Origin of the sequence: Streptomyces sp. NPDC085481 (assembly GCF_044541845.1) — a bacterium.
Classification (GTDB): Bacteria; Actinomycetota; Actinomycetes; order Streptomycetales; family Streptomycetaceae; genus Streptomyces.
In genome coordinates this window covers 108,391-126,133 of record NZ_JBITTJ010000004.1, presented here as the reverse complement: position 1 = coordinate 126,133, position 17,743 = coordinate 108,391, and the positions used below count along the sequence as shown (strand labels likewise).

Genomic DNA, 17,743 nt, shown 5'->3' with positions numbered 1-17,743 from the left:
TACTCGTTCCGTTAGGATGTCCCGGACACTAGCAGAGTCGAAGGCGTTAATGGAACAGGAGACCCGTTTGAGTGAGAGCGATGCGCCGGTGCCCGGCACCGTGCGCCCCGGCGGCCGTACCGCGAAGGTGCGCCGAGCCGTCCTCGACGCCACCGAGGACGCCCTGGCCGCGGCCGGCTTCCACACCCTGAACATGGACCAGATCGCCGCGACCGCGGGCGTCGGCAAGACCACCGTCTACCGCCGCTGGGGCTCCCCCGTGGGCCTCGTCGCCGACCTGCTGCACGACATGGCGGAGCAGTCCCTGCCGGCCGCCGACACCGGCAGCCTCGCGGGCGACCTGGGCGCCAACGCCGCCCTCGTGCACCGCACCCTCACCGACCCGCGGATGGGCGCCGTCTTCCGCGCCGTGATCGCGGCGGCGGCCTGCGACGAGGAGTGCGCGCGGGCCCTGCACGGCTTCTACCGCAGCCGGCTGACCGAATGGGCCCCGGTCGTGACCCGCGCGGCGGCCCGCGGCGAGCTCCCCGCGGACACCGACGCCCTCGAAGTGCTGCGCGCGGTCTCGGCCCCGCTCTACTACCGCTTCGCCGTCACCCGCGAGGAGCTCACCGAGGCCGACGCCGAACGGGCGGTGCGGGCTGCGCTGGCCGCGGCGGCGGACGGCGCCTTCACCACGTCCGCCACCACGTCCGCCACCACGTCCGCCACCAAATCCGTCACCAAGGACCAGCCCTCCGGCACGGACTAGTCCTTTGACGGGGGGCGCTTGAGTACCCGTACTCAGGCGCCCCGGCCCTTCGGGCCGCAGGATCGGGACCATGCTCTGGTCCGACCCCAACGACGAGCCGCCGAAGGAAATGCGCGACATGCAGGCGATGCTGAGGCGCGCGGGCGTCCTGCTCGCCCTCGCGATGGTGGTGTTGATGTTCGTGGTCGGCGCGCGCTGAGCACCGGCCGTTCCCCGTCCACCGCGCTCGATACGCTGGCCTCATGACTGCTGACCGCCGCCGTGTCGTACTCGCCTCCGCCTCCCCCGCCCGGCTCGGACTGCTCCGCCAGGCCGGGCTCGCCCCGGAGGTGATCGTGAGCGGCGTCGACGAGGACAAGGTGCACGCCCCGACCCCGGCCGAACTCGCCCTCGCCCTCGCCGAGGCCAAGGCCGCCCACGTCGCCGCCCGCCCCGAGGCCTTCGGCGCGCTCGTCATCGGCTGCGACTCGGTCCTGGAGCTCGACAAGCAGGCGCTCGGTAAGCCCGCCGACGCCGCGGAGGCCACCGCCCGCTGGCAGGCGATGCGCGGTCGCGTCGGCATCCTCCAGACCGGCCACTGCGTGTACGACACGGCGGCCAAGCGCTACGAGTCGGCCACCGCCTCCACCGTCGTCCGCTTCGGCGACCCCACCGACGCCGAGATCGCCGCCTACGTCAACAGCGGCGAACCCCTGCACGTGGCGGGCGCGTTCACCCTGGACGGCCGCTCGGCCCCGTTCATCAAGGGCATCGACGGCGACCCCGGCAACGTGATCGGCCTGTCCCTCCCGCTGCTGCGCACCCTGCTCGCGAAGCTGGGTGTCTCGATCACCGACCTGTGGACCTGATCACGCAGTAACGTGGCCCCCTGACATCGTTTCAGGGGGTGGAGCGCGTGGCGCGCGTCGTCGTCGTCCACGGGATCGGCCAGGAGTTCGCGGGGCCCGAGCGGATGCGCACGGCCGTCGTCCGCGCGCTGGCCGAGGGGTTCCGGGCCGCGGGACTCACGTCGCCGCACGCGGGACGCGCCGCACGGGACGCGGGCGACGTCGCGTGCGCCTACTACGCGGACCTGTACGCCGAGCCGGGCACCCGCTCGGCGGACGCCCTGCCGCCGTGGGACGAGACGGACGTCGAGCAGGGCCTGGAGGCCGCGCTCCTCGGCGCCTGGTGCCGTGAGGCGGAGACCACCGACGCTTCCGGGCGCGACATCTCCTACCCGGGTGACACCTCGGACTCGTCGGGGATGCGCGGCCTGTTCCGCGGCGACCCCTCCGGGAGGCCCGACCCGTCCGACGGCGCCGTCCCGCGCGAACTCCGCTCCAGGCTGATCCGTCAGGGCCTCGACACCCTCGCCGGCAGCCCCTACTTTGACGGGGCCCCGATCCGGCTCGTCGTGCACGCCCTGAAGCAGTTCAGCCGCTACCTCGCCGAGCCGGAGCTCCGCGCCGCCGCGCAGGCCAGACTCGAGGAGCGGATCGGCCCGGACACCCGGGTCGTCGTCGCCCACTCGCTCGGCTCGCTCATCGCGTACGAGACGCTGTGCGCCCGCCCGGACCTGCCGGTCACCGAGTTGATCACCCTCGGCTCGCCCCTCGGCATGCCCACCATCCTCGACCGTGTGTCGCCGCGGCCGGCGCCCGGCACGGCGCCCTGGCCAGGCACGATCCGGCACTGGACCAACGTCACCGACCGCGGCGACCTCGTGGCCGTGCCAGGCCCGCTCGCGCCGCGCTTCGGCCCCGCCGTGACCGACCTCCGGATCGACGCCGGCGCCCGACTGCACGGCCTGGCACGCTACCTTTCGGCGCCGGAGACGGCGGCAGCGATCGCGCGAGGGCGCGCGTGACCCCACCGGGCGGACGGCGATTCCTCGTCACGGTCGGCGTCTCCGCGTACGCCGACCCCGGAATCCCCGACCTGCCGGGCGTCCCCGAGGACGTCCGGCGGTTACGGGAACTGCTGCTGCCCATGGGGTACGAGGCGGTGCTCGACCAGCTCGCCGCCGACCCCACCGCCGCCGCCATCGAGGAGGCGGTCGAGGACTGGGCGTACGACACGGCGCCCGGCCCCGACGACATCGTGGTCGTCTACTTCGCGGGCCACGGCGTCAAGGCCGAGGACCGCCACTACCTCCTCGGCGCCACCGCGCGGCCCGGGCGCTACTCGGCCGCCCTCGCCGCCGAGGACCTGGCCCGGCCGCTGCTGCGCGGCGGGGCCGGGCACCTGCTCGTCGTCCTCGACACCTGCTTCGCGGGCGCGGGCGCCGGTGAGATCGCCGTCCTCGCCGCCGAACTCGCCCACACCCAGCGGGGCTCGGCCGGCCGCTGGGTCCTCGCGGCGGCCCGCGGCAAGGAACGCGCCCGCGAGAACGTCTTCGTCGACGCGCTCGCCGCCGTCCTGAAACACCCTCAGGCCGGCGCCCACCAGGAGTTCCTGGGCGTCCGCGAGGTCACCGAACGGATCAACCGCCGCCTCATCGCCGGCGGTGTCCCCCAGCGCGTCAGCCACTCCGCCGTCGACAGCGACGGCCGGGACCCCTTCTTCCGCAACCGTGCCCACATCGCGGGCCTGCCCGCCGACGCGCTCGACCTGGAGACCCTGAACCGGTTGCGCCGCGAGACCCGGGGCCACTTCGAGGCCCGCGGGCGGGGCGTCGAGCACTCCGGCGAGCACGGCGACCACTTCACCGGCCGTACGAAGGCGCTGGCCGCCCTCACCTCCTGGCTGGCCGCCGAGCGCCACGACCAAAGGGCCCGGGTCGTCACCGGCGATCCCGGCTCCGGCAAGTCCGCTCTCCTGGGGCGGCTGTTGCGGGTCGAGGAGCACCGGGAGATCGTGCCCCTGCACTGCCGGCGCGCCGCCCTGGAGGACCTGAGCACCGCCCTCGCCGCCGCTCTGCGGCTGCCCGGCGGCGAGCGGGACGACGTCCTGGAGGCGCTCGGGCGGCGCACCGCGCCCGTGACGATCCTGGTCGACGCGCTCGACGAGGCGGGCACGGCGGGCCTCGCCGACGAGGGGCTGCGGATCGCCCGGGAGCTGCTGCGGCCGCTGTCCTCGCTGCCCGCGGTCCGGCTGGTCGTCGGCACCCGCCGCCCGCTGCTCCCGGCGCTCGGCCGCGCGGTGGAGGTCCTCGACCTCGACGGCCCGGCTTACACCGCGCCCGAGGACGTCGCCGCCTACGCGGCGAAGCTGCTGCTCGCCGACGGCGATCCGGACACCCGCTCCCCGTACCGCGGCAGGCCCGTCGAGGCGGCCGAGGCGGCGACGGGCATCGCGGCGCGGGCCGGGCACTCGTTCCTGGTGGCGCGGATGACCGCCCGCGCCCTGGTCGAAGGGCAGCTCGCGGCCGACACCTCGCGGCCCGGCTGGGAGAGGGCGCTGCCGGCCGACGCGGGCGAGGCCTTCGCCGGGTACCTGGCCCGCTTCGGCCCCGACCGCCCGCGCGTCGAACGGCTGCTGCGCCCCCTCGCGTACGCCCAGGGCGCGGGCCTGCCCTGGTCCACGCTGTGGGCCCCGCTGGCAGAGGCCCTGTCGGGGCTCCCCTGCCCGCAGGACGACCTGCGCTGGCTCCACCGGCACGCGGGGGCGTACGTGGTGGAGACGGCCACGCCCGCGGGCTCGGCCTACCGCCTCTTCCACGAGACGATGGCCGAATGGCTCCGCGCCGGCGTCCCGGACCCCGAAGCCCACCGCGCCCTCGCCTCGGCCCTGCCCGCCGCCGTCCCGGCCGACCCCCGCACCGGTCTGCGCGACTGGCCGGCCGCCCACCCGTACATCCGCGACCACCTCGCCACCCACGCGGCAGCGGGCGGCGCCCTGGACTCCCTGCTGACCGACCCGGAGTACCTGGCCCACGCGTCCCCACCGGAACTCCTGCGCGCGCTCGGCTCCGTAAGGACCGCCGAGGGCCGCCTGTGGCGCTCGGTCTACCGCGCCTCGGCGGACGTCCACCGCCACCTGCCCGCCCCGGCCCGCCGCGACGTCCTGGCGGTGGACGCGGCCCGCTTCGGGGAACGGGAGGCGGCGACGGCCCTGGCGAGGACCCGGGCGTGGCGGCCACGGTGGGCGACGGGCTCGGAGGTGCACACCGCGCTGGTGGGCGCCTTCCACACCCGCATGTCGGTGGCCCAGGTGGCCGTGGTGGAGATCGAGGACCAGTGGCATGCGGTGGGCGCCGGCGAGGACGGCGTGGTGCACCTGTGGAACCTGCGGACGGGGGCGGGGCGCAGCCTGCCGACGGCGACCACCTGGGCCTGCGTGTCGGCGTTCTGCGTCCTCGACGAAGGCCCGGCCCTCGCCTTCGTCGACGGCGAGGGCCGGGTCGTCGTCTGGGACCTGGTGACCCTCACCCCGCGGGTGCTGCGGGAGGTGCCGATGCCGCCGCACCAGGGCATGGTGTGCGTCACCGTGCGCGGGCGGGTCCACGCGGTGACCACGGACCGGGCGTTCCAGAACCTGACGCTGATCGACCTGGCCACCGGGGACCACCGCGCGATTCCGCTCCCCCTGGCCGGCGAGGTCTCCGCGCTCGCGGCCACCGTTCTGGACGGCGTCGCCCACACCGTGACGGCGGAGCGCGGGGCCGGGGTGCTCCGTCTGGTGAACCTCGGCAGCGGCGCCGAACGCGACCTGCCGGGCCGGGTTCCCGAGAACGTGTTCGCGCTCACCTGCACGACGCTCGACGGGGTCCCACACGTCGTGTCCCGGGGGCACGGCGACAGCCTCGTACTCCAGGATCTGACCGGCGGCCCGGCACGCACCCTGACCGTCCCCCCGTTCGACGACATCTACGGTCTGGCGACGACGACCCTGCACGGCCGTCCGCATGCGGTCGCCGCCTGCGGCGACCTGACCGTGCGCGTCTGGGACCTGCTGGACGGCACCGAACGCCTGCGGCTGACGGGGCACGCGGCCGTTCCCGACGCCGTCTCCTGCCACGAGATGGACGGCCGGCCGTACGCGATCACCTGCGAGGACACCGTCGTGCGGGTGTGGGACCTGAGCGACGGGACCCCGTTCGGCGCCACCCTGCCCGGACACGCCTTCGGCGTCGTGGGAGCCACCGTCGCCGAACGGGCCGACGGGCCCTGTGTCGTGACGGCGGGCTGGGAGGGGACCGTCCGGCTGTGGGACCTCGAGGACGGCACCCCGCTCGGCGTCCTGACCAACCGGCAGGGGAACTTCAGCGACCTGGTGAGCCTGCCGGAAGCACCCTCGCGCGTGGTCACGGCGTCGGCGGGCGGCGCGCTGGCCGTGTGGGACGTGGACCGGAAGGAGGAGGTGCTCGCCTACGGCCGGACCAGCCCGGACGACACCCTCGGCCACCTCGCAGCCTTCCGGCTCGACGGCCGGGCGTGGGCGGTCGTCACCTCCGACGACACGCGCCTGTGGCAGGTGGACAGCGGCGTGCCACGCCGGTTGTCCCTGCCCGGTGCGCTGCGGACGAGGGTCGGCTTCACCTGGCTGGAGGGGAGGCCGGTCGTGGTGAGCGGCCGGCCGGACGGCTCGCTGGTGCTGCTCGACGCGCGGACCGACCGCGTGCTGTCCACGCTCGGGGCCGCCTCGGGCCCGCCGACGACCGCTCTGGCCTGCGGCGCCGTCGACGAGCGCCCGGTCGCGGTGGTCGGGGACGACAAGGGGGCGCTGCGCGTCTGGGACCTGGCGACGGGGCGTGAACGCGCCCGGCTCACGGGTCACACCGCCCGGGTGAACACGGTGTGGTGTGGGCAGCTGCACGGCGTGCCGCACGCGGTGACCGGGGCCGACGACCGGACGCTGAGGCTATGGGAACTGACGACGGGACGGCACCTCGACACGGTGCACCTGCCTCTCGCGGTGGAGGCCGTCGCGGTCCGCGGGGACGACGTCGTGGTCGGCATGAGCGGCGAGGTGGTGCTGCTCACGCGGCAGCCGCCGCCCCCTCCGCGTCCGCCTTCGGCTCCCCGTACGCCACCAGGGTGAGCACTATCAGGCCCACCACCACCATCAGGAACGCGAAGGCCGCCCACCCGAGCAGCCCCACCGCCACCGCGCCGAGCACACCGTGCACCACCGCGCAGCCGATCAGCAGGGCACGGCCCGCCCGCCCGGGGCGGCGGTCGCGTATCGCGGCCACCAGGGGGACGAGGGCGCACAGCAGCAGCAACACGCCCGAGGTCACGCCCAGGGCCCAGGTGCCGGTGTACATCGCGTCGGGGTCGAGGCCGTCGAGGGACATCGACTGGGCCTTCACGAAGCGGGCCATCACGGCGTTGATCGCCACGATGCCCGGCGCTTCGAGGAGCAGCACCGCCGCCGTCACGAGTGCTATCGGTCTGCGGGCCACCTCGGCCACCCCCTGGATACGGCAGTTACCACCGGTACGGACGACAGGGCGAAGGCTACTGGCCGGTAAATCCCTGGACAAGGGTTCGCGCCGAGGAGGGGAACGGCGGCGTGCGGGCAAAGAATGATTGAGCCATTCGTAGGGACTCCACAAAGAAACCCATTTGGCGACTGGCCGCACGAACAGAGACCTGCGCCACACCTCGGAGCTACTGTGCCGTAAAGGAACCCTGCGTACCGTGGTGCGACAAGGGATTTCCCGACCCGAGCAAGCCTCGTATCACGCTCCGTGTGGGCAAGCTCACCACTGGGGACGGGTCGAAAGGCCGTGTCGGCAGTCCCTAAACTCAGCTTGTTTCAAGGAGGGAGCCATCGTGCGCAAGGTGCTCATCGCCAACCGTGGCGAAATCGCTGTCCGTGTCGCCCGTGCTTGCCGGGACGCCGGGATCGGGAGCGTAGCCGTCTACGCGGATCCGGACCGGGACGCCCTGCACGTCCGCGCGGCCGACGAGGCGTTCGCCCTGGGCGGTGACACCCCGGCCACCAGCTACCTGGACATGGGCAAGGTGCTCCAGGCGGCCAAGGACTCGGGGGCCGACGCGATCCACCCGGGCTACGGCTTCCTCTCCGAGAACGCCGAGTTCGCCCAGGCCGTCCTCGACGCCGGCCTGATCTGGATCGGCCCGCCGCCGCAGGCCATCCGCGACCTCGGCGACAAGGTCGCCGCCCGGCACATCGCGCAGCGCGCCGGCGCCCCGCTGGTCGCGGGCACCCCGGACCCGGTCTCGGGCGCCGACGAGGTCGTCGCGTTCGCCAAGGAGCACGGCCTGCCGATCGCCATCAAGGCCGCCTTCGGCGGTGGCGGTCGCGGTCTGAAGGTCGCCCGCACCCTCGAAGAGGTGCCGGAGCTCTACGACTCCGCCGTCCGCGAGGCCGTCGCCGCCTTCGGCCGCGGCGAGTGCTTCGTCGAGCGCTACCTGGACAAGCCGCGTCACGTCGAGACCCAGTGCCTGGCCGACTCGCACGGCAACGTGGTCGTCGTCTCCACCCGTGACTGCTCGCTCCAGCGCCGCCACCAGAAGCTGGTCGAGGAGGCCCCGGCCCCGTTCCTGTCGGCCGAGCAGAACGCGGAGCTGTACGCTGCGTCCAAGGCCATCCTCAAGGAGGCCGGCTACGTCGGCGCGGGCACCGTGGAGTTCCTGGTCGGCGTCGACGGCACCATCTCCTTCCTCGAGGTCAACACCCGCCTCCAGGTCGAGCACCCGGTCACCGAAGAGGTCACCGGCATCGACCTGGTCCGCGAGATGTTCCGCATCGCCGACGGCGAGGAGCTCGGCTACGGCGACCCCGAGATCCGCGGCCACTCCTTCGAGTTCCGCATCAACGGCGAGGACCCGGGCCGCAACTTCCTGCCGGCCCCCGGCACCGTCACCGCCTTCGCCGCCCCCACCGGCCCCGGTGTCCGCCTCGACGCGGGCGTCGAGTCCGGCTCGGTCATCGGCCCCGCCTGGGACTCGCTGCTCGCGAAGCTGATCATCACCGGCGCCACCCGTGAGCAGGCGCTGCAGCGCGCCGCCCGTGCGCTCGGCGAGTTCAAGGTCGAGGGCATGGCCACCGCCATCCCGTTCCACCAGGCCGTCGTGGTCGACCCGGCGTTCACCGCCGACCCGTTCCGCGTCCACACCCGGTGGATCGAGACCGAGTTCGTCAACGAGATCAAGCCGTTCGCCCCGGCCGGCGCCGAGGCCGACGAGGACGAGACCGGCCGCGAGACGATCGTCGTCGAGGTCGGCGGCAAGCGCCTCGAGGTCTCCCTGCCGTCCTCGCTCGGCATGACGCTGGCCCGCACCGGTCTCGCCGCCGGCGCCAAGCCGAAGCGCCGCGCCGCGAAGAAGTCCGGCCCGACCGCCTCCGGCGACACCCTCGCCTCCCCGATGCAGGGCACCATCGTCAAGGTGGCCGTCGAGGAGGGCCAGGAGGTCAAGGAGGGCGACCTGATCGTCGTCCTGGAGGCCATGAAGATGGAGCAGCCGCTGAACGCCCACCGTTCCGGCACCGTCAAGGGCCTGGCCGCCGAGGTCGGCGCCTCGATCACCTCCGGCGCCGCGATCTGCGAGATCAAGGACTGACGTCCGCCCACGGGTACGGTACGAAGGGCTCGCAGGCATCCACCGCCTGCGGGCCCTTCGTGACACCAGGCCGTACCGACGGCGTCCGGCGGAAGGAGTACGGATGCGCGCCGACGCGCGACGCAACCACGAGCGGCTGCTCGCCGAGGCCCGCGCCGCCTTCGCCGCGCACGGCACGGACGCGTCCCTGGAGGACATCGCGCGCCGCGCCGGGGTCGGGATCGGCACGCTCTACCGGCACTTCCCGAACCGCGAGGCGTTGATGAACGCCGTCTTCCAGGAGGCGCTGGCCACCCTGGTCCAGCGCTCCCGCGAGCTGGCCGGGACCGAGGAGCCCTGCCGCGCGCTGGTGGAGTGGCTGCGCTCCCTGATCACGCACGCGGGAGAGTACCGCGGACTGTCCCGGGCCCTCATGTCCGCCATGTCCTCGCCGTACGACGGGAGTTCGGCCCTCGCCCAGTGCAGCCTGCCGCTTCGCGCCGCGGGCGAGCGGCTGCTCGACCGGGCCGTGCAGGCGGGCACGGTCCGCGGCGACGTGCCGATCGGGGACCTGATGCAGCTGACGAACGCCATCGCACTGGCCGCCGAACAGAACACGGGCGACGCCGAGTTGGCGGACCGCCTGCTGGCGCTGACCCTGCGCGGCCTCAAACCCTGACCCTGCGCGGGCCGGAGGAGGCCCTCGACTCGCCGGTCGAGCTCGCCCACGGCTTGGCCCGCGGCCGCCGGGACACCTCGACGGCCGACGACGCCTCCGCCGTGGTCGTCCCGTACGACGGCTTCCGGCGAGGGCGGGTGTCAGCGCCTGCGCATGTCGGCCACCCGGGCCGCCGCGCGCTCCGGGGCGAGCATCTCGCCCGCCAGGCCACCGGGGCCGCCCCGGAACTGCCCGGCCGCCACCCGGCCGCGCTGCCCCGGCAGCGGGACGTCACGGCGCGGGCGGCCGCCCGGGGGGTGCTGGTCGCCCCCGTGGGCCGCACCCGTGCCGGCCACCGCGATCTGCACGCCCTGGTCGGCCAGGGCCTGGAGCTCGGTGGCGGCCCGCTCGTCGTGCGCGGGGGGCTCGTCGGTGACCAGGCGGGTGATCACGTCGGTCGGCACCGTCTGGAACATGGTGTCGGTGCCGAGCTTGGTGTGGTCGGCCAGGACCACGACCTCCGCGGCCGCCTGCACGAGCGCCCGGTCCACGCTCGCGGAGAGCATGTTGGACGTGGACAGGCCGCGCTCGGCGGTCAGTCCGCTGCCGGAGAGGAAGGCCCGGGAGACCCGCAGCCCCTGGAGCGACTGCTCGGCCCCGCTGCCCACCAGCGCGTAGTTGGAGCCGCGCAGGGTGCCGCCGGTCATGACGACCTCGACCCGGTTGGCGTGGGCGAGGGCCTGGGCGACGAGGAGCGAGTTGGTGACGACCGTGAGTCCGGGCACCCGGGCGAGCCTGCGGGCCAGCTCCTGCGTGGTGGTGCCGGCGCCGACGACGATGGCCTCGCCCTCTTCGACGAGGCTCGCGGCGACGTCGGCGATGGCGGTCTTCTCGGCGGTCGCGAGATGGGATTTCTGCGGGAAGCCGGATTCTCGCGTGAATCCGCCCGGCAGCACCGCACCGCCGTGCCGGCGGTCGAGGAGTCCTTCTGCCTCCAGTGCCCGCACGTCCCGCCGTACGGTCACTTCTGAGGTCTGGACGACGCGGGCGAGCTCACGGAGCGACACTGCCCCATTGGCCCGCACCATTTCGAGGATCAACTGACGACGTTCTGCAGCGAACACGAAACTGACAGTAACGTGACCGGCGGATACTTTTCAGCACTATGGGCCGAATTGCAGAAGATGCACACAGGCGGGGCCTCCAAGTGGTATGGGAGGCCCCGCCGTTGATCGTTCTATGCCCCGGCTTGCCGGGGGTTGTCCGACTCGGTGAACCGTTCCCGCAGGCGGGACCGGTCGCCGGCCGAGGTGTCACGCCTCGCCCGTCGCCTTTCGGGTGTGCAACTGCCGTGCCACTTCCGCGATCGAGCCCGACAGGGAGGGGTACACAGTGAAAGCATTTGCGATCTGTTCGACCGTCAGATTGTTGTCGACCGCGATCGAGATCGGGTGGATCAGCTCGCTGGCCCGCGGGGCGACGACACAGCCGCCGACCACGATCCCGGTGCCGGGACGGCAGAAGATCTTCACGAAGCCGTCCCGGATGCCCTGCATCTTCGCGCGGGGGTTGCGCAGCAGCGGCAGCTTGACGACCCGGGCGTCGATCTTGCCGGCGTCCACGTCGGCCTGGGTGTAGCCGACGGTGGCGATCTCGGGGTCGGTGAAGACGTTCGAGGAGACCGTCTTCAGGTTCAGCGGGGCCACCGCGTCGCCGAGGAAGTGGTACATCGCGATCCGGCCCTGCATGGCGGCCACCGAGGCGAGCGCGAAGACGCCGGTGACGTCACCGGCCGCGTACACGCCGGGCGCCGAGGTGCGCGAGACCTTGTCGGTCCAGATGTGACCGGAGTCCTTCAGCCGGACCCCGGCCTCCTCCAGGCCCATGCCGGCCGAGTTCGGGATGGCGCCGACGGCCATCAGGCAGTGCGTGCCGGAGATGACCCGGCCGTCGGAGAGGGTGACCTCCACCCGGTCGCCGACCCGCTTGACGGACTCGGCGCGGGAGCGGGCCATGACGTTCATGCCGCGACGCCGGAAGACGTCCTCCAGGACCGCGGCGGCGTCCGGGTCCTCGCCCGGGAGCACGCGGTCGCGCGAGGAGACCAGGGTGACCCGGGAGCCGAGCGCCTGGTAGGCGCCGGCGAACTCGGCACCGGTGACACCGGAGCCGACCACGATGAGCTCCTCGGGGAGCTCCTTGAGGTCGTAGACCTGGGTCCAGTTCAGGATCCGCTCGCCGTCCGGCTTCGCGTCCGCCAGCTCGCGCGGGTGGCCGCCGGTGGCGATCAGGACGGCGTCGGCGGTCAGCGTCTCCTCGCTGCCGTCGACGGCGGTGACGATCACCTGGCGGGAGCCGTCCACGCCCTGCCGCCCCGAGAGCCGGCCGCGGCCGCGCAGCACCCGGGCGCCGGCCCGGGTCACGGAGGCGGTGATGTCGTGCGACTGGGCGAGCGCGAGCCGCTTCACACGGCGGTTGACCTTGCCCAGGTCGACGCCGACCACCCGGGCCGACTGCTCGATGTGCGGGGTGTCGTCGGCCACGATGATGCCCAGCTCCTCGTACGAGGAGTCGAAGGTGGTCATCACCTCGGCCGTGGCGATCAGGGTCTTGGAGGGGACGCAGTCGGTCAGGACGGATGCGCCGCCGAGGCCGTCGCAGTCGACGACGGTCACCTCCGCGCCGAGTTGGGCGCCCACGAGGGCCGCCTCGTAGCCGCCGGGTCCGCCGCCGATGATCACGATCCGGGTCACTGGGATCTACGCCTCGCGCTCTCGTTCTGCCGGGGGGTCCCCCGCTGGGCTGCAGTGCGTACGCCATTGTCCCGCACGCTTCAAGTGCGTGCCCCATTGTCCCGTACGCGCCGGGTGGCGACGCGGCGGGGCCCTTACCGGCGGGTCGCCGGGGTGCCTGCCACGGACTTCGTCATCCACCCCGCCCCCTCCCGTACCCTCGGTCCCATGTCGCTCTACGCCGCGTACGCCGGCAACCTCGACGCGCGGCTCATGACCCGCCGCGCACCGCACTCGCCGCTGCGCGGCACCGGCTGGCTGAACGGCTGGCGGCTGACCTTCGGCGGCGAGCAGATGGGCTGGGAGGGCGCGCTGGCCACGATCGTGGAGGCGCCACGCTCGCAGGTCTTCGTCGCGCTGTACGACATCGCCCCGATGGACGAGGACTCCATGGACCGCTGGGAGGGCGTCGGCCTCGACATCTACCGGCGGATGCGGGTGCGGGTGCACACCCTGGACGGCGAGGAGCCGGCCTGGGTGTACGTGCTCAACGCCTACGAGGGCGGGCTGCCCTCGGCCCGCTACCTGGGCGAGGTCGCGGACGCGGCGGAGTCGGCGGGGGCGCCGCACGACTACGTGATGGAGCTGCGCAAGCGCCCGTGCTGACGAGGCGGGACGATGCGGTCACGCTCCGTTCGCCGGATCGCCGTTCGTGGGAAACGACAAGACAACGATCGCAGCTCCGTCCGCAACGTCATCTACGCGCGTAGGGATTCTCCGGCTAGGCTTCTGCGCGTATCAAATCCGTCCGGGGCTCCCCTCGGACCCCCCCTCCCCGAGGCGAGAGAGTCAGTGAACGCAACTGCCACCCCGTACGAGGCCGCCGAGGCCGCTGCCGCGCGCCTTCGCGAGCTGACCGGAGTCGAGAACCACGACGTCGCCCTGGTCATGGGCTCCGGCTGGGCACCGGCCGTCGACGCGCTGGGCGCCCCCGAGGCCGAGTTCCCGGTCACCGAGCTGCCCGGCTTCCCGCCGCCGGCCGTCGAGGGCCACGGCGGCAAGGTCCGCTCGTACAAGATCGGTGAGAAGCGCGCCCTGGTGTTCCTCGGCCGCACCCACTACTACGAGGGCCGCGGCGTCGCCGCCGTCGCCCACGGCGTCCGCACCGCCGTCGCCGCGGGCTGCAAGACCATCGTCCTGACCAACGGCTGCGGCGGTCTGCGCGAGGGCATGCGCCCCGGCCAGCCGGTCCTGATCAGCGACCACCTCAACCTGACGGCCGCCTCGCCGATCGTCGGCGCGAACTTCGTGGACCTCACCGACCTGTACTCGCCGCGGCTTCGCGCGCTGTGCAAGGAGGTCGACGAGACCCTGGAAGAGGGCGTGTACGTCCAGTTCCCCGGCCCGCACTACGAGACCCCGGCCGAGATCAACATGGTCCGCGTCATGGGCGGCGACCTGGTCGGCATGTCCACGGTCCTGGAGGCCATCGCGGCCCGCGAGGCCGGCGCCGAGGTCCTGGGCATCTCCCTCGTCACCAACCTGGCCGCGGGCCTCTCGGGCGAGCCGCTGAACCACGAGGAGGTCCTCCAGGCGGGCCGCGACTCGGCGGCGCGGATGGGCGAGCTGCTGACGCGCGTCCTGGACCGCATCTGACGTGACCCGGGGGCTCCGCCCCCGGAACCCCCGCGCCTCGAACTCCCCCTGCGCCCCGGCGGGCGCGGGTGCCGGGCGGGGCCGGATCCCTGCCCGGCGGGCGAGGATCCGGCCCGCCCGGCGTTCGGGGGCACGGCCGCAGGCCGTTCGGGGGCCGGGGGGCCCGCCCCCCGTTCGGGAAGGGGCGCGGTGGGGAAGGAAAAGGCCCCACCCGCCCGCGCCCGCACCTCCCGCCCGCACCACCGAAAGGCACACCACCGTGACGCAGGACGACCTCCTCGCCCGGGCCCAGGCGTGGCTCGCCGAGGACCCCGACCAGGAGACCCGCGACGAACTGGCCGCGCTCCTCGACCGCCGCGCCACCGACGAGCTCGCCGCCCGCTTCGCCGGCACGCTGCAGTTCGGCACCGCCGGCCTCCGCGGCGAGCTGGGCGCGGGCCCGATGCGGATGAACCGCGCCGTCGTGATCCGCGCCGCCGCCGGCCTCGCCGCGTACCTGAAGGCGAAGGGGCACACGGACGGCCTCGTGGTCATCGGCTACGACGCCCGCTACAAGTCCGTCGACTTCGCCCGGGACACCGCCGCCGTGATGACCGGCGCGGGCCTGCGCGCCGCGCTGTTGCCGCGCCCGCTGCCGACGCCCGTCCTCGCGTACGCCATAAGGCATCTGGGCGCCGTCGCCGGCGTCGAGGTGACCGCGAGCCACAACCCGCCGCGCGACAACGGCTACAAGGTGTACCTGGGCGACGGCTCGCAGATCGTGCCGCCCGCCGACGCCGAGATCGCCGCCGAGATCGACGCGGTGCGCGCGCTCGCCGACGTGCCCCGCGCGTCCGAGGGCTGGCAGGTGCTCGGGGACGAGGTCCTGGAGGCGTACCTGGAGCGTACGGACGCCGTCCTGACCCCGGGCTCCCCTCGTACCGTGCGGACCGTCTACACGGCCATGCACGGCGTCGGCAAGGACGTCCTGACGGCGGCCTTCGGCCGGCACGGCTTCCCGCCGCCGGCGCTCGTCGCCGAGCAGGCGGAGCCGGACCCGGCGTTCCCGACGGTCGCGTTCCCCAACCCGGAGGAGCCGGGTGCCATGGACCTCGCCTTCGAGGCGGCCCGGGCGGTGGACCCGGACATCGTGATCGCCAACGACCCGGACGCCGACCGCTGCGCGGTGGCCGTCCCGGACGCCTCCGTCGAGGGCGGCTGGCGGATGCTGCGCGGCGACGAGGTCGGCGCGCTGCTCGCCGCGCACCTGGTGCACAAGGGCGCACGGGGCGTGTTCGCGGAGTCGATCGTGTCGTCCTCGCTGCTCGGCCGGATCGCCGAGGCGGCGGGCGTCGGCTACGAGGAGACGCTGACCGGCTTCAAGTGGATCGCCCGCGTCGAGGGCCTGCGGTACGGCTACGAGGAGGCGCTCGGTTACTGCGTCGACCCGGAGGGCGTGCGCGACAAGGACGGCATCACGGCGGCGCTGCTCGTCGCCGAGCTGGCCTCGGAGCTCAAGGAGCGGGACCGCACCCTGACGGACCTGCTCGACGACCTGGCGGTGGCGCACGGCCTGCACGCCACGGACCAGCTGTCGGTGCGCGTCGAGGACCTGGGCATCATCGCGAACGCGATGGCGGCGCTGCGCGAGAAGCCCCCGGTGCACCTGGCCGGACTGACGGTCGTCTCGGCGGAGGACCTGACGAAGGGCACGGAGTCGCTGCCGCCGACCGACGGTCTGCGCTACTACCTGGCGGGCGACTACAAGGCCCGGGTGATCGTCCGCCCCAGCGGCACCGAGCCGAAGCTCAAGTGCTACCTGGAGGTCGTGGTCCCGGTCGCCGACGCGAGCGAGCTGGCGACGGCCCGCGCGACCGGCGCGGACGTGCTGGCCGCGATCAAGAAGGACCTGGCGGAGGCCGCGGGCCTGTGAGCGGGCGCGGGCGGCCTTCCGGTCGCCGAGCCCGCCGGCCCGCGAGGCGGCCCTGTGTGCCCGGCCTGTGAGGCCGCTCCGTGAGCCCGGGCCCGTGAGCCCGGCCCGTGAGCCCGGCCGAGGGCCCGTACGGAATCGTTTCCGTACGGGCCCTCGGCCGTTCCCTTTCGGGTGAATCGGGTACGGCAGGCGACGTAACGCGCGGCCCGCGTCCGGGTGGCCGGGGCGAGGGTGACCCGGTGTCTCCCGTGCCACCCCAGCTGACCCGTCGTACCTCCGTCCCGCGAGCCCCCGCCGCCCCCGGCCCGCCCGGCTCCCGCGACCGCCTGCGCGCGGCCCTGCGGCACGCGGCCCCGGCGCTGCTCGGCTACCTGGCCTTCCGGCTGCTCGGCCTGCTGGTCCTGGCGCACTGGACGCATCTGCGGGGGCACGGGGTGTGGCCGGTCCTCGCCACGTCCTGGGACTCCAACTGGTACCTGGGGATCGCCGACCACGGGTACACCCACGAGCACCGCGACCGCCTCGCCGATCCCCCGCGCAGCCTGGCGTTCTTCCCGCTCTACCCGCTGCTCGTGAAGGCGCTCGCGGCGGTCACGCCCGGCTCCCGGGCCTCGGTGGGCCTGGTGCTCGCCGTGGTGTGCTCGTTCGCCGCCGCGTGGGGCGTCTTCGCGGTCGGCGACCGGCTGCACGGGCGCAGGACCGGCGCCCTGCTCGCGGTCCTGTGGGGTGCGACGCCGGTCGCGGTCGTGCAGTGGATGGGATACACCGAGTCGCTCTTCACGGCGCTCGCCGCCTGGGCGCTGTACGCGGTCATGACCGGGCGCTGGGCCTGGGCGGCGGGGCTCGCGGTCGGCGCGGGGCTCACCCGGCCGACCGGGATCGCGGTCGCGGCCGCCGTGTCCGTGGCCGGCCTGCTGGCGGCCCGCCGCCGCGGCCGGGCCCCGTTGCTCGCCGCGCTCGTGGCGCCGCTGGGCTGGCTGGCGTACGTGGGCTGGGTGGGCGTACGGACGGGGCGCGGGGACGGCTACTTCGCGGTGCAGCGCGTCTGGGGCAACACCTGGGACGGCGGCGCCGTGACCCGCGCCAGGATGCGCGACCACCTGGTCTACGACGACGACCCGCAGCTCTTCCTGGTCGTCGTCTCGGTGGTCCTGCTCCTCTCGGCGGGCCTCTACGTGCTCTGCCTCGCCGACCGCCAGCCGCTCCCGCTGCTCGTCTTCACCGGGATGCTGCTGCTGGTCGTCCTGGGTAGCGGCGGTGTCTATTTCCCACGCGCCCGCTTCCTGGTGCCGGGTTTCCCGCTCCTCCTCCCGGCGGCCCTCGCCGTGGCGCGCGCCCGCCGCCCCGCGGCCGCGCTGGCCCTCGCGGCGGCGGCCCTCTCCTCGGCGTGGCTGGGCGCGTACATGCTGCTGGTGTGGCAGGGCCCACCATGATCAAACCGTTGCTCCCGACCGGTGAACCGCTGCTACTGTCGGGGCATTCGAGGCAGGTGAGGCGCAGGACCGGGGGGTTCTGGCGCGAGCGCCGGCACCGCCTCCGCAGAGTGTCGGATCCGGGGAGGGACCCTTCTTGCGTCAGATACGTACGCGCCGTCATGCG

The 17,743-nt window shown here is 74.0% G+C and carries 14 protein-coding genes; 11 read left to right on the top strand and 3 right to left on the bottom strand.

The window, feature by feature from the left end; all coding sequences use genetic code 11:
• The first annotated feature begins 49 nt into the window (after window positions 1-49).
• The 5 genes from ACIGEZ_RS11470 to ACIGEZ_RS11450 all read left to right on the top strand — a co-directional run bounded on the left by ACIGEZ_RS11470 (window position 50) and on the right by ACIGEZ_RS11450 (window position 6,715).
• On the top strand, window positions 50-751 hold the full coding sequence (locus ACIGEZ_RS11470; RefSeq protein WP_399828970.1) for a TetR/AcrR family transcriptional regulator: 702 nt from the start codon (window positions 50-52) through the stop codon (window positions 749-751).
• Between the two features lie 70 nt (window positions 752-821).
• The gene (gene mmpB, locus ACIGEZ_RS11465; protein WP_399828967.1) at window positions 822-950 is read left to right on the top strand and encodes a morphogenic membrane protein MmpB; all 129 of its coding nucleotides are present in this window, start codon (window positions 822-824) and stop codon (window positions 948-950) included.
• 43 nt (window positions 951-993) lie between these two features.
• The gene (locus ACIGEZ_RS11460; RefSeq protein WP_399828965.1) at window positions 994-1,599 is read left to right on the top strand and encodes a Maf family protein; all 606 of its coding nucleotides are present in this window, start codon (window positions 994-996) and stop codon (window positions 1,597-1,599) included.
• Between the two features lie 47 nt (window positions 1,600-1,646).
• Entirely contained in the window at window positions 1,647-2,600 is a 954-nt protein-coding gene (locus ACIGEZ_RS11455) for an antibiotic ABC transporter ATP-binding protein (RefSeq protein ID WP_399828962.1), read from the top strand.
• Window positions 2,597-6,715: a caspase family protein gene (locus ACIGEZ_RS11450; protein WP_399828960.1), complete on the top strand. Its 4,119-nt coding sequence runs from the start codon at window positions 2,597-2,599 to the stop codon at window positions 6,713-6,715. Before ACIGEZ_RS11455 ends, ACIGEZ_RS11450 begins: the two co-directional genes overlap by 4 nt.
• Here the strand turns inward: ACIGEZ_RS11450 and ACIGEZ_RS11445 are convergent.
• Complete coding sequence (locus ACIGEZ_RS11445; protein WP_399828958.1) at window positions 6,654-7,079, bottom strand: hypothetical protein; 426 nt, start codon at window positions 7,077-7,079, stop codon at window positions 6,654-6,656. The genes ACIGEZ_RS11450 and ACIGEZ_RS11445 overlap by 62 nt on opposite strands.
• A gap of 373 nt (window positions 7,080-7,452) precedes the next feature.
• On the opposite strand from ACIGEZ_RS11445, the gene ACIGEZ_RS11440 reads away from it, so the two are divergent.
• Together ACIGEZ_RS11440 and ACIGEZ_RS11435 are read left to right on the top strand one after the other, a co-directional pair.
• Window positions 7,453-9,207, top strand: coding sequence for an acetyl/propionyl/methylcrotonyl-CoA carboxylase subunit alpha (locus tag ACIGEZ_RS11440; RefSeq protein ID WP_399828955.1), 1,755 nt, complete (start codon window positions 7,453-7,455; stop codon window positions 9,205-9,207).
• Window positions 9,208-9,310: 103 nt separating this feature from the next.
• Window positions 9,311-9,865: a TetR/AcrR family transcriptional regulator gene (locus tag ACIGEZ_RS11435; RefSeq protein WP_399828953.1), complete on the top strand. Its 555-nt coding sequence runs from the start codon at window positions 9,311-9,313 to the stop codon at window positions 9,863-9,865.
• Window positions 9,866-10,005: 140 nt separating this feature from the next.
• Here the strand turns inward: ACIGEZ_RS11435 and ACIGEZ_RS11430 are convergent, their stop codons facing one another.
• Both ACIGEZ_RS11430 and ACIGEZ_RS11425 read right to left on the bottom strand, forming a co-directional pair.
• The gene (locus ACIGEZ_RS11430) at window positions 10,006-10,932 is read right to left on the bottom strand and encodes a DeoR/GlpR family DNA-binding transcription regulator (protein ID WP_399829628.1); all 927 of its coding nucleotides are present in this window, start codon (window positions 10,930-10,932) and stop codon (window positions 10,006-10,008) included.
• Between the two features lie 225 nt (window positions 10,933-11,157).
• A complete protein-coding gene (locus tag ACIGEZ_RS11425) occupies window positions 11,158-12,597 on the bottom strand; it encodes an NAD(P)H-quinone dehydrogenase (protein WP_399828951.1) in 1,440 nt (479 codons plus the stop codon).
• A 207-nt stretch (window positions 12,598-12,804) separates the two neighbouring features.
• On the opposite strand from ACIGEZ_RS11425, the gene ACIGEZ_RS11420 reads away from it, so the two are divergent.
• From ACIGEZ_RS11420 to ACIGEZ_RS11405, 4 genes are all read left to right on the top strand, one after another.
• The gene (locus ACIGEZ_RS11420; RefSeq protein WP_365337899.1) at window positions 12,805-13,242 is read left to right on the top strand and encodes a gamma-glutamylcyclotransferase; all 438 of its coding nucleotides are present in this window, start codon (window positions 12,805-12,807) and stop codon (window positions 13,240-13,242) included.
• 186 nt (window positions 13,243-13,428) lie between these two features.
• Window positions 13,429-14,232, top strand: coding sequence for a purine-nucleoside phosphorylase (locus tag ACIGEZ_RS11415; protein ID WP_399828948.1), 804 nt, complete (start codon window positions 13,429-13,431; stop codon window positions 14,230-14,232).
• A gap of 259 nt (window positions 14,233-14,491) precedes the next feature.
• Window positions 14,492-16,144, top strand: a complete 1,653-nt coding sequence (locus ACIGEZ_RS11410; RefSeq protein WP_399828946.1) for a phospho-sugar mutase — start codon at window positions 14,492-14,494, stop codon at window positions 16,142-16,144.
• 248 nt (window positions 16,145-16,392) lie between these two features.
• Window positions 16,393-17,577, top strand: coding sequence for a hypothetical protein (locus ACIGEZ_RS11405; RefSeq protein WP_399828943.1), 1,185 nt, complete (start codon window positions 16,393-16,395; stop codon window positions 17,575-17,577).
• The last annotated feature ends 166 nt before the right edge of the window (window positions 17,578-17,743 follow it).

Excerpts from the sequence above, each read along its gene's own strand:
- ACIGEZ_RS11435 (WP_399828953.1), top strand. The coding sequence starts at position 9,311 with ATGCGCGCCGACGCGCGACGCAACCACGAGCGGCTGCTCGCCGAGGCC.
- ACIGEZ_RS11420 (WP_365337899.1), top strand. The coding sequence starts at position 12,805 with ATGTCGCTCTACGCCGCGTACGCCGGCAACCTCGACGCGCGGCTCATG.
- ACIGEZ_RS11470 (WP_399828970.1), top strand. The coding sequence starts at position 50 with ATGGAACAGGAGACCCGTTTGAGTGAGAGCGATGCGCCGGTGCCCGGC.
- ACIGEZ_RS11430 (WP_399829628.1), bottom strand. The coding sequence starts at position 10,932 with ATGGTGCGGGCCAATGGGGCAGTGTCGCTCCGTGAGCTCGCCCGCGTC.
- mmpB (WP_399828967.1), top strand. The coding sequence starts at position 822 with ATGCTCTGGTCCGACCCCAACGACGAGCCGCCGAAGGAAATGCGCGAC.
- ACIGEZ_RS11460 (WP_399828965.1), top strand. The coding sequence starts at position 994 with ATGACTGCTGACCGCCGCCGTGTCGTACTCGCCTCCGCCTCCCCCGCC.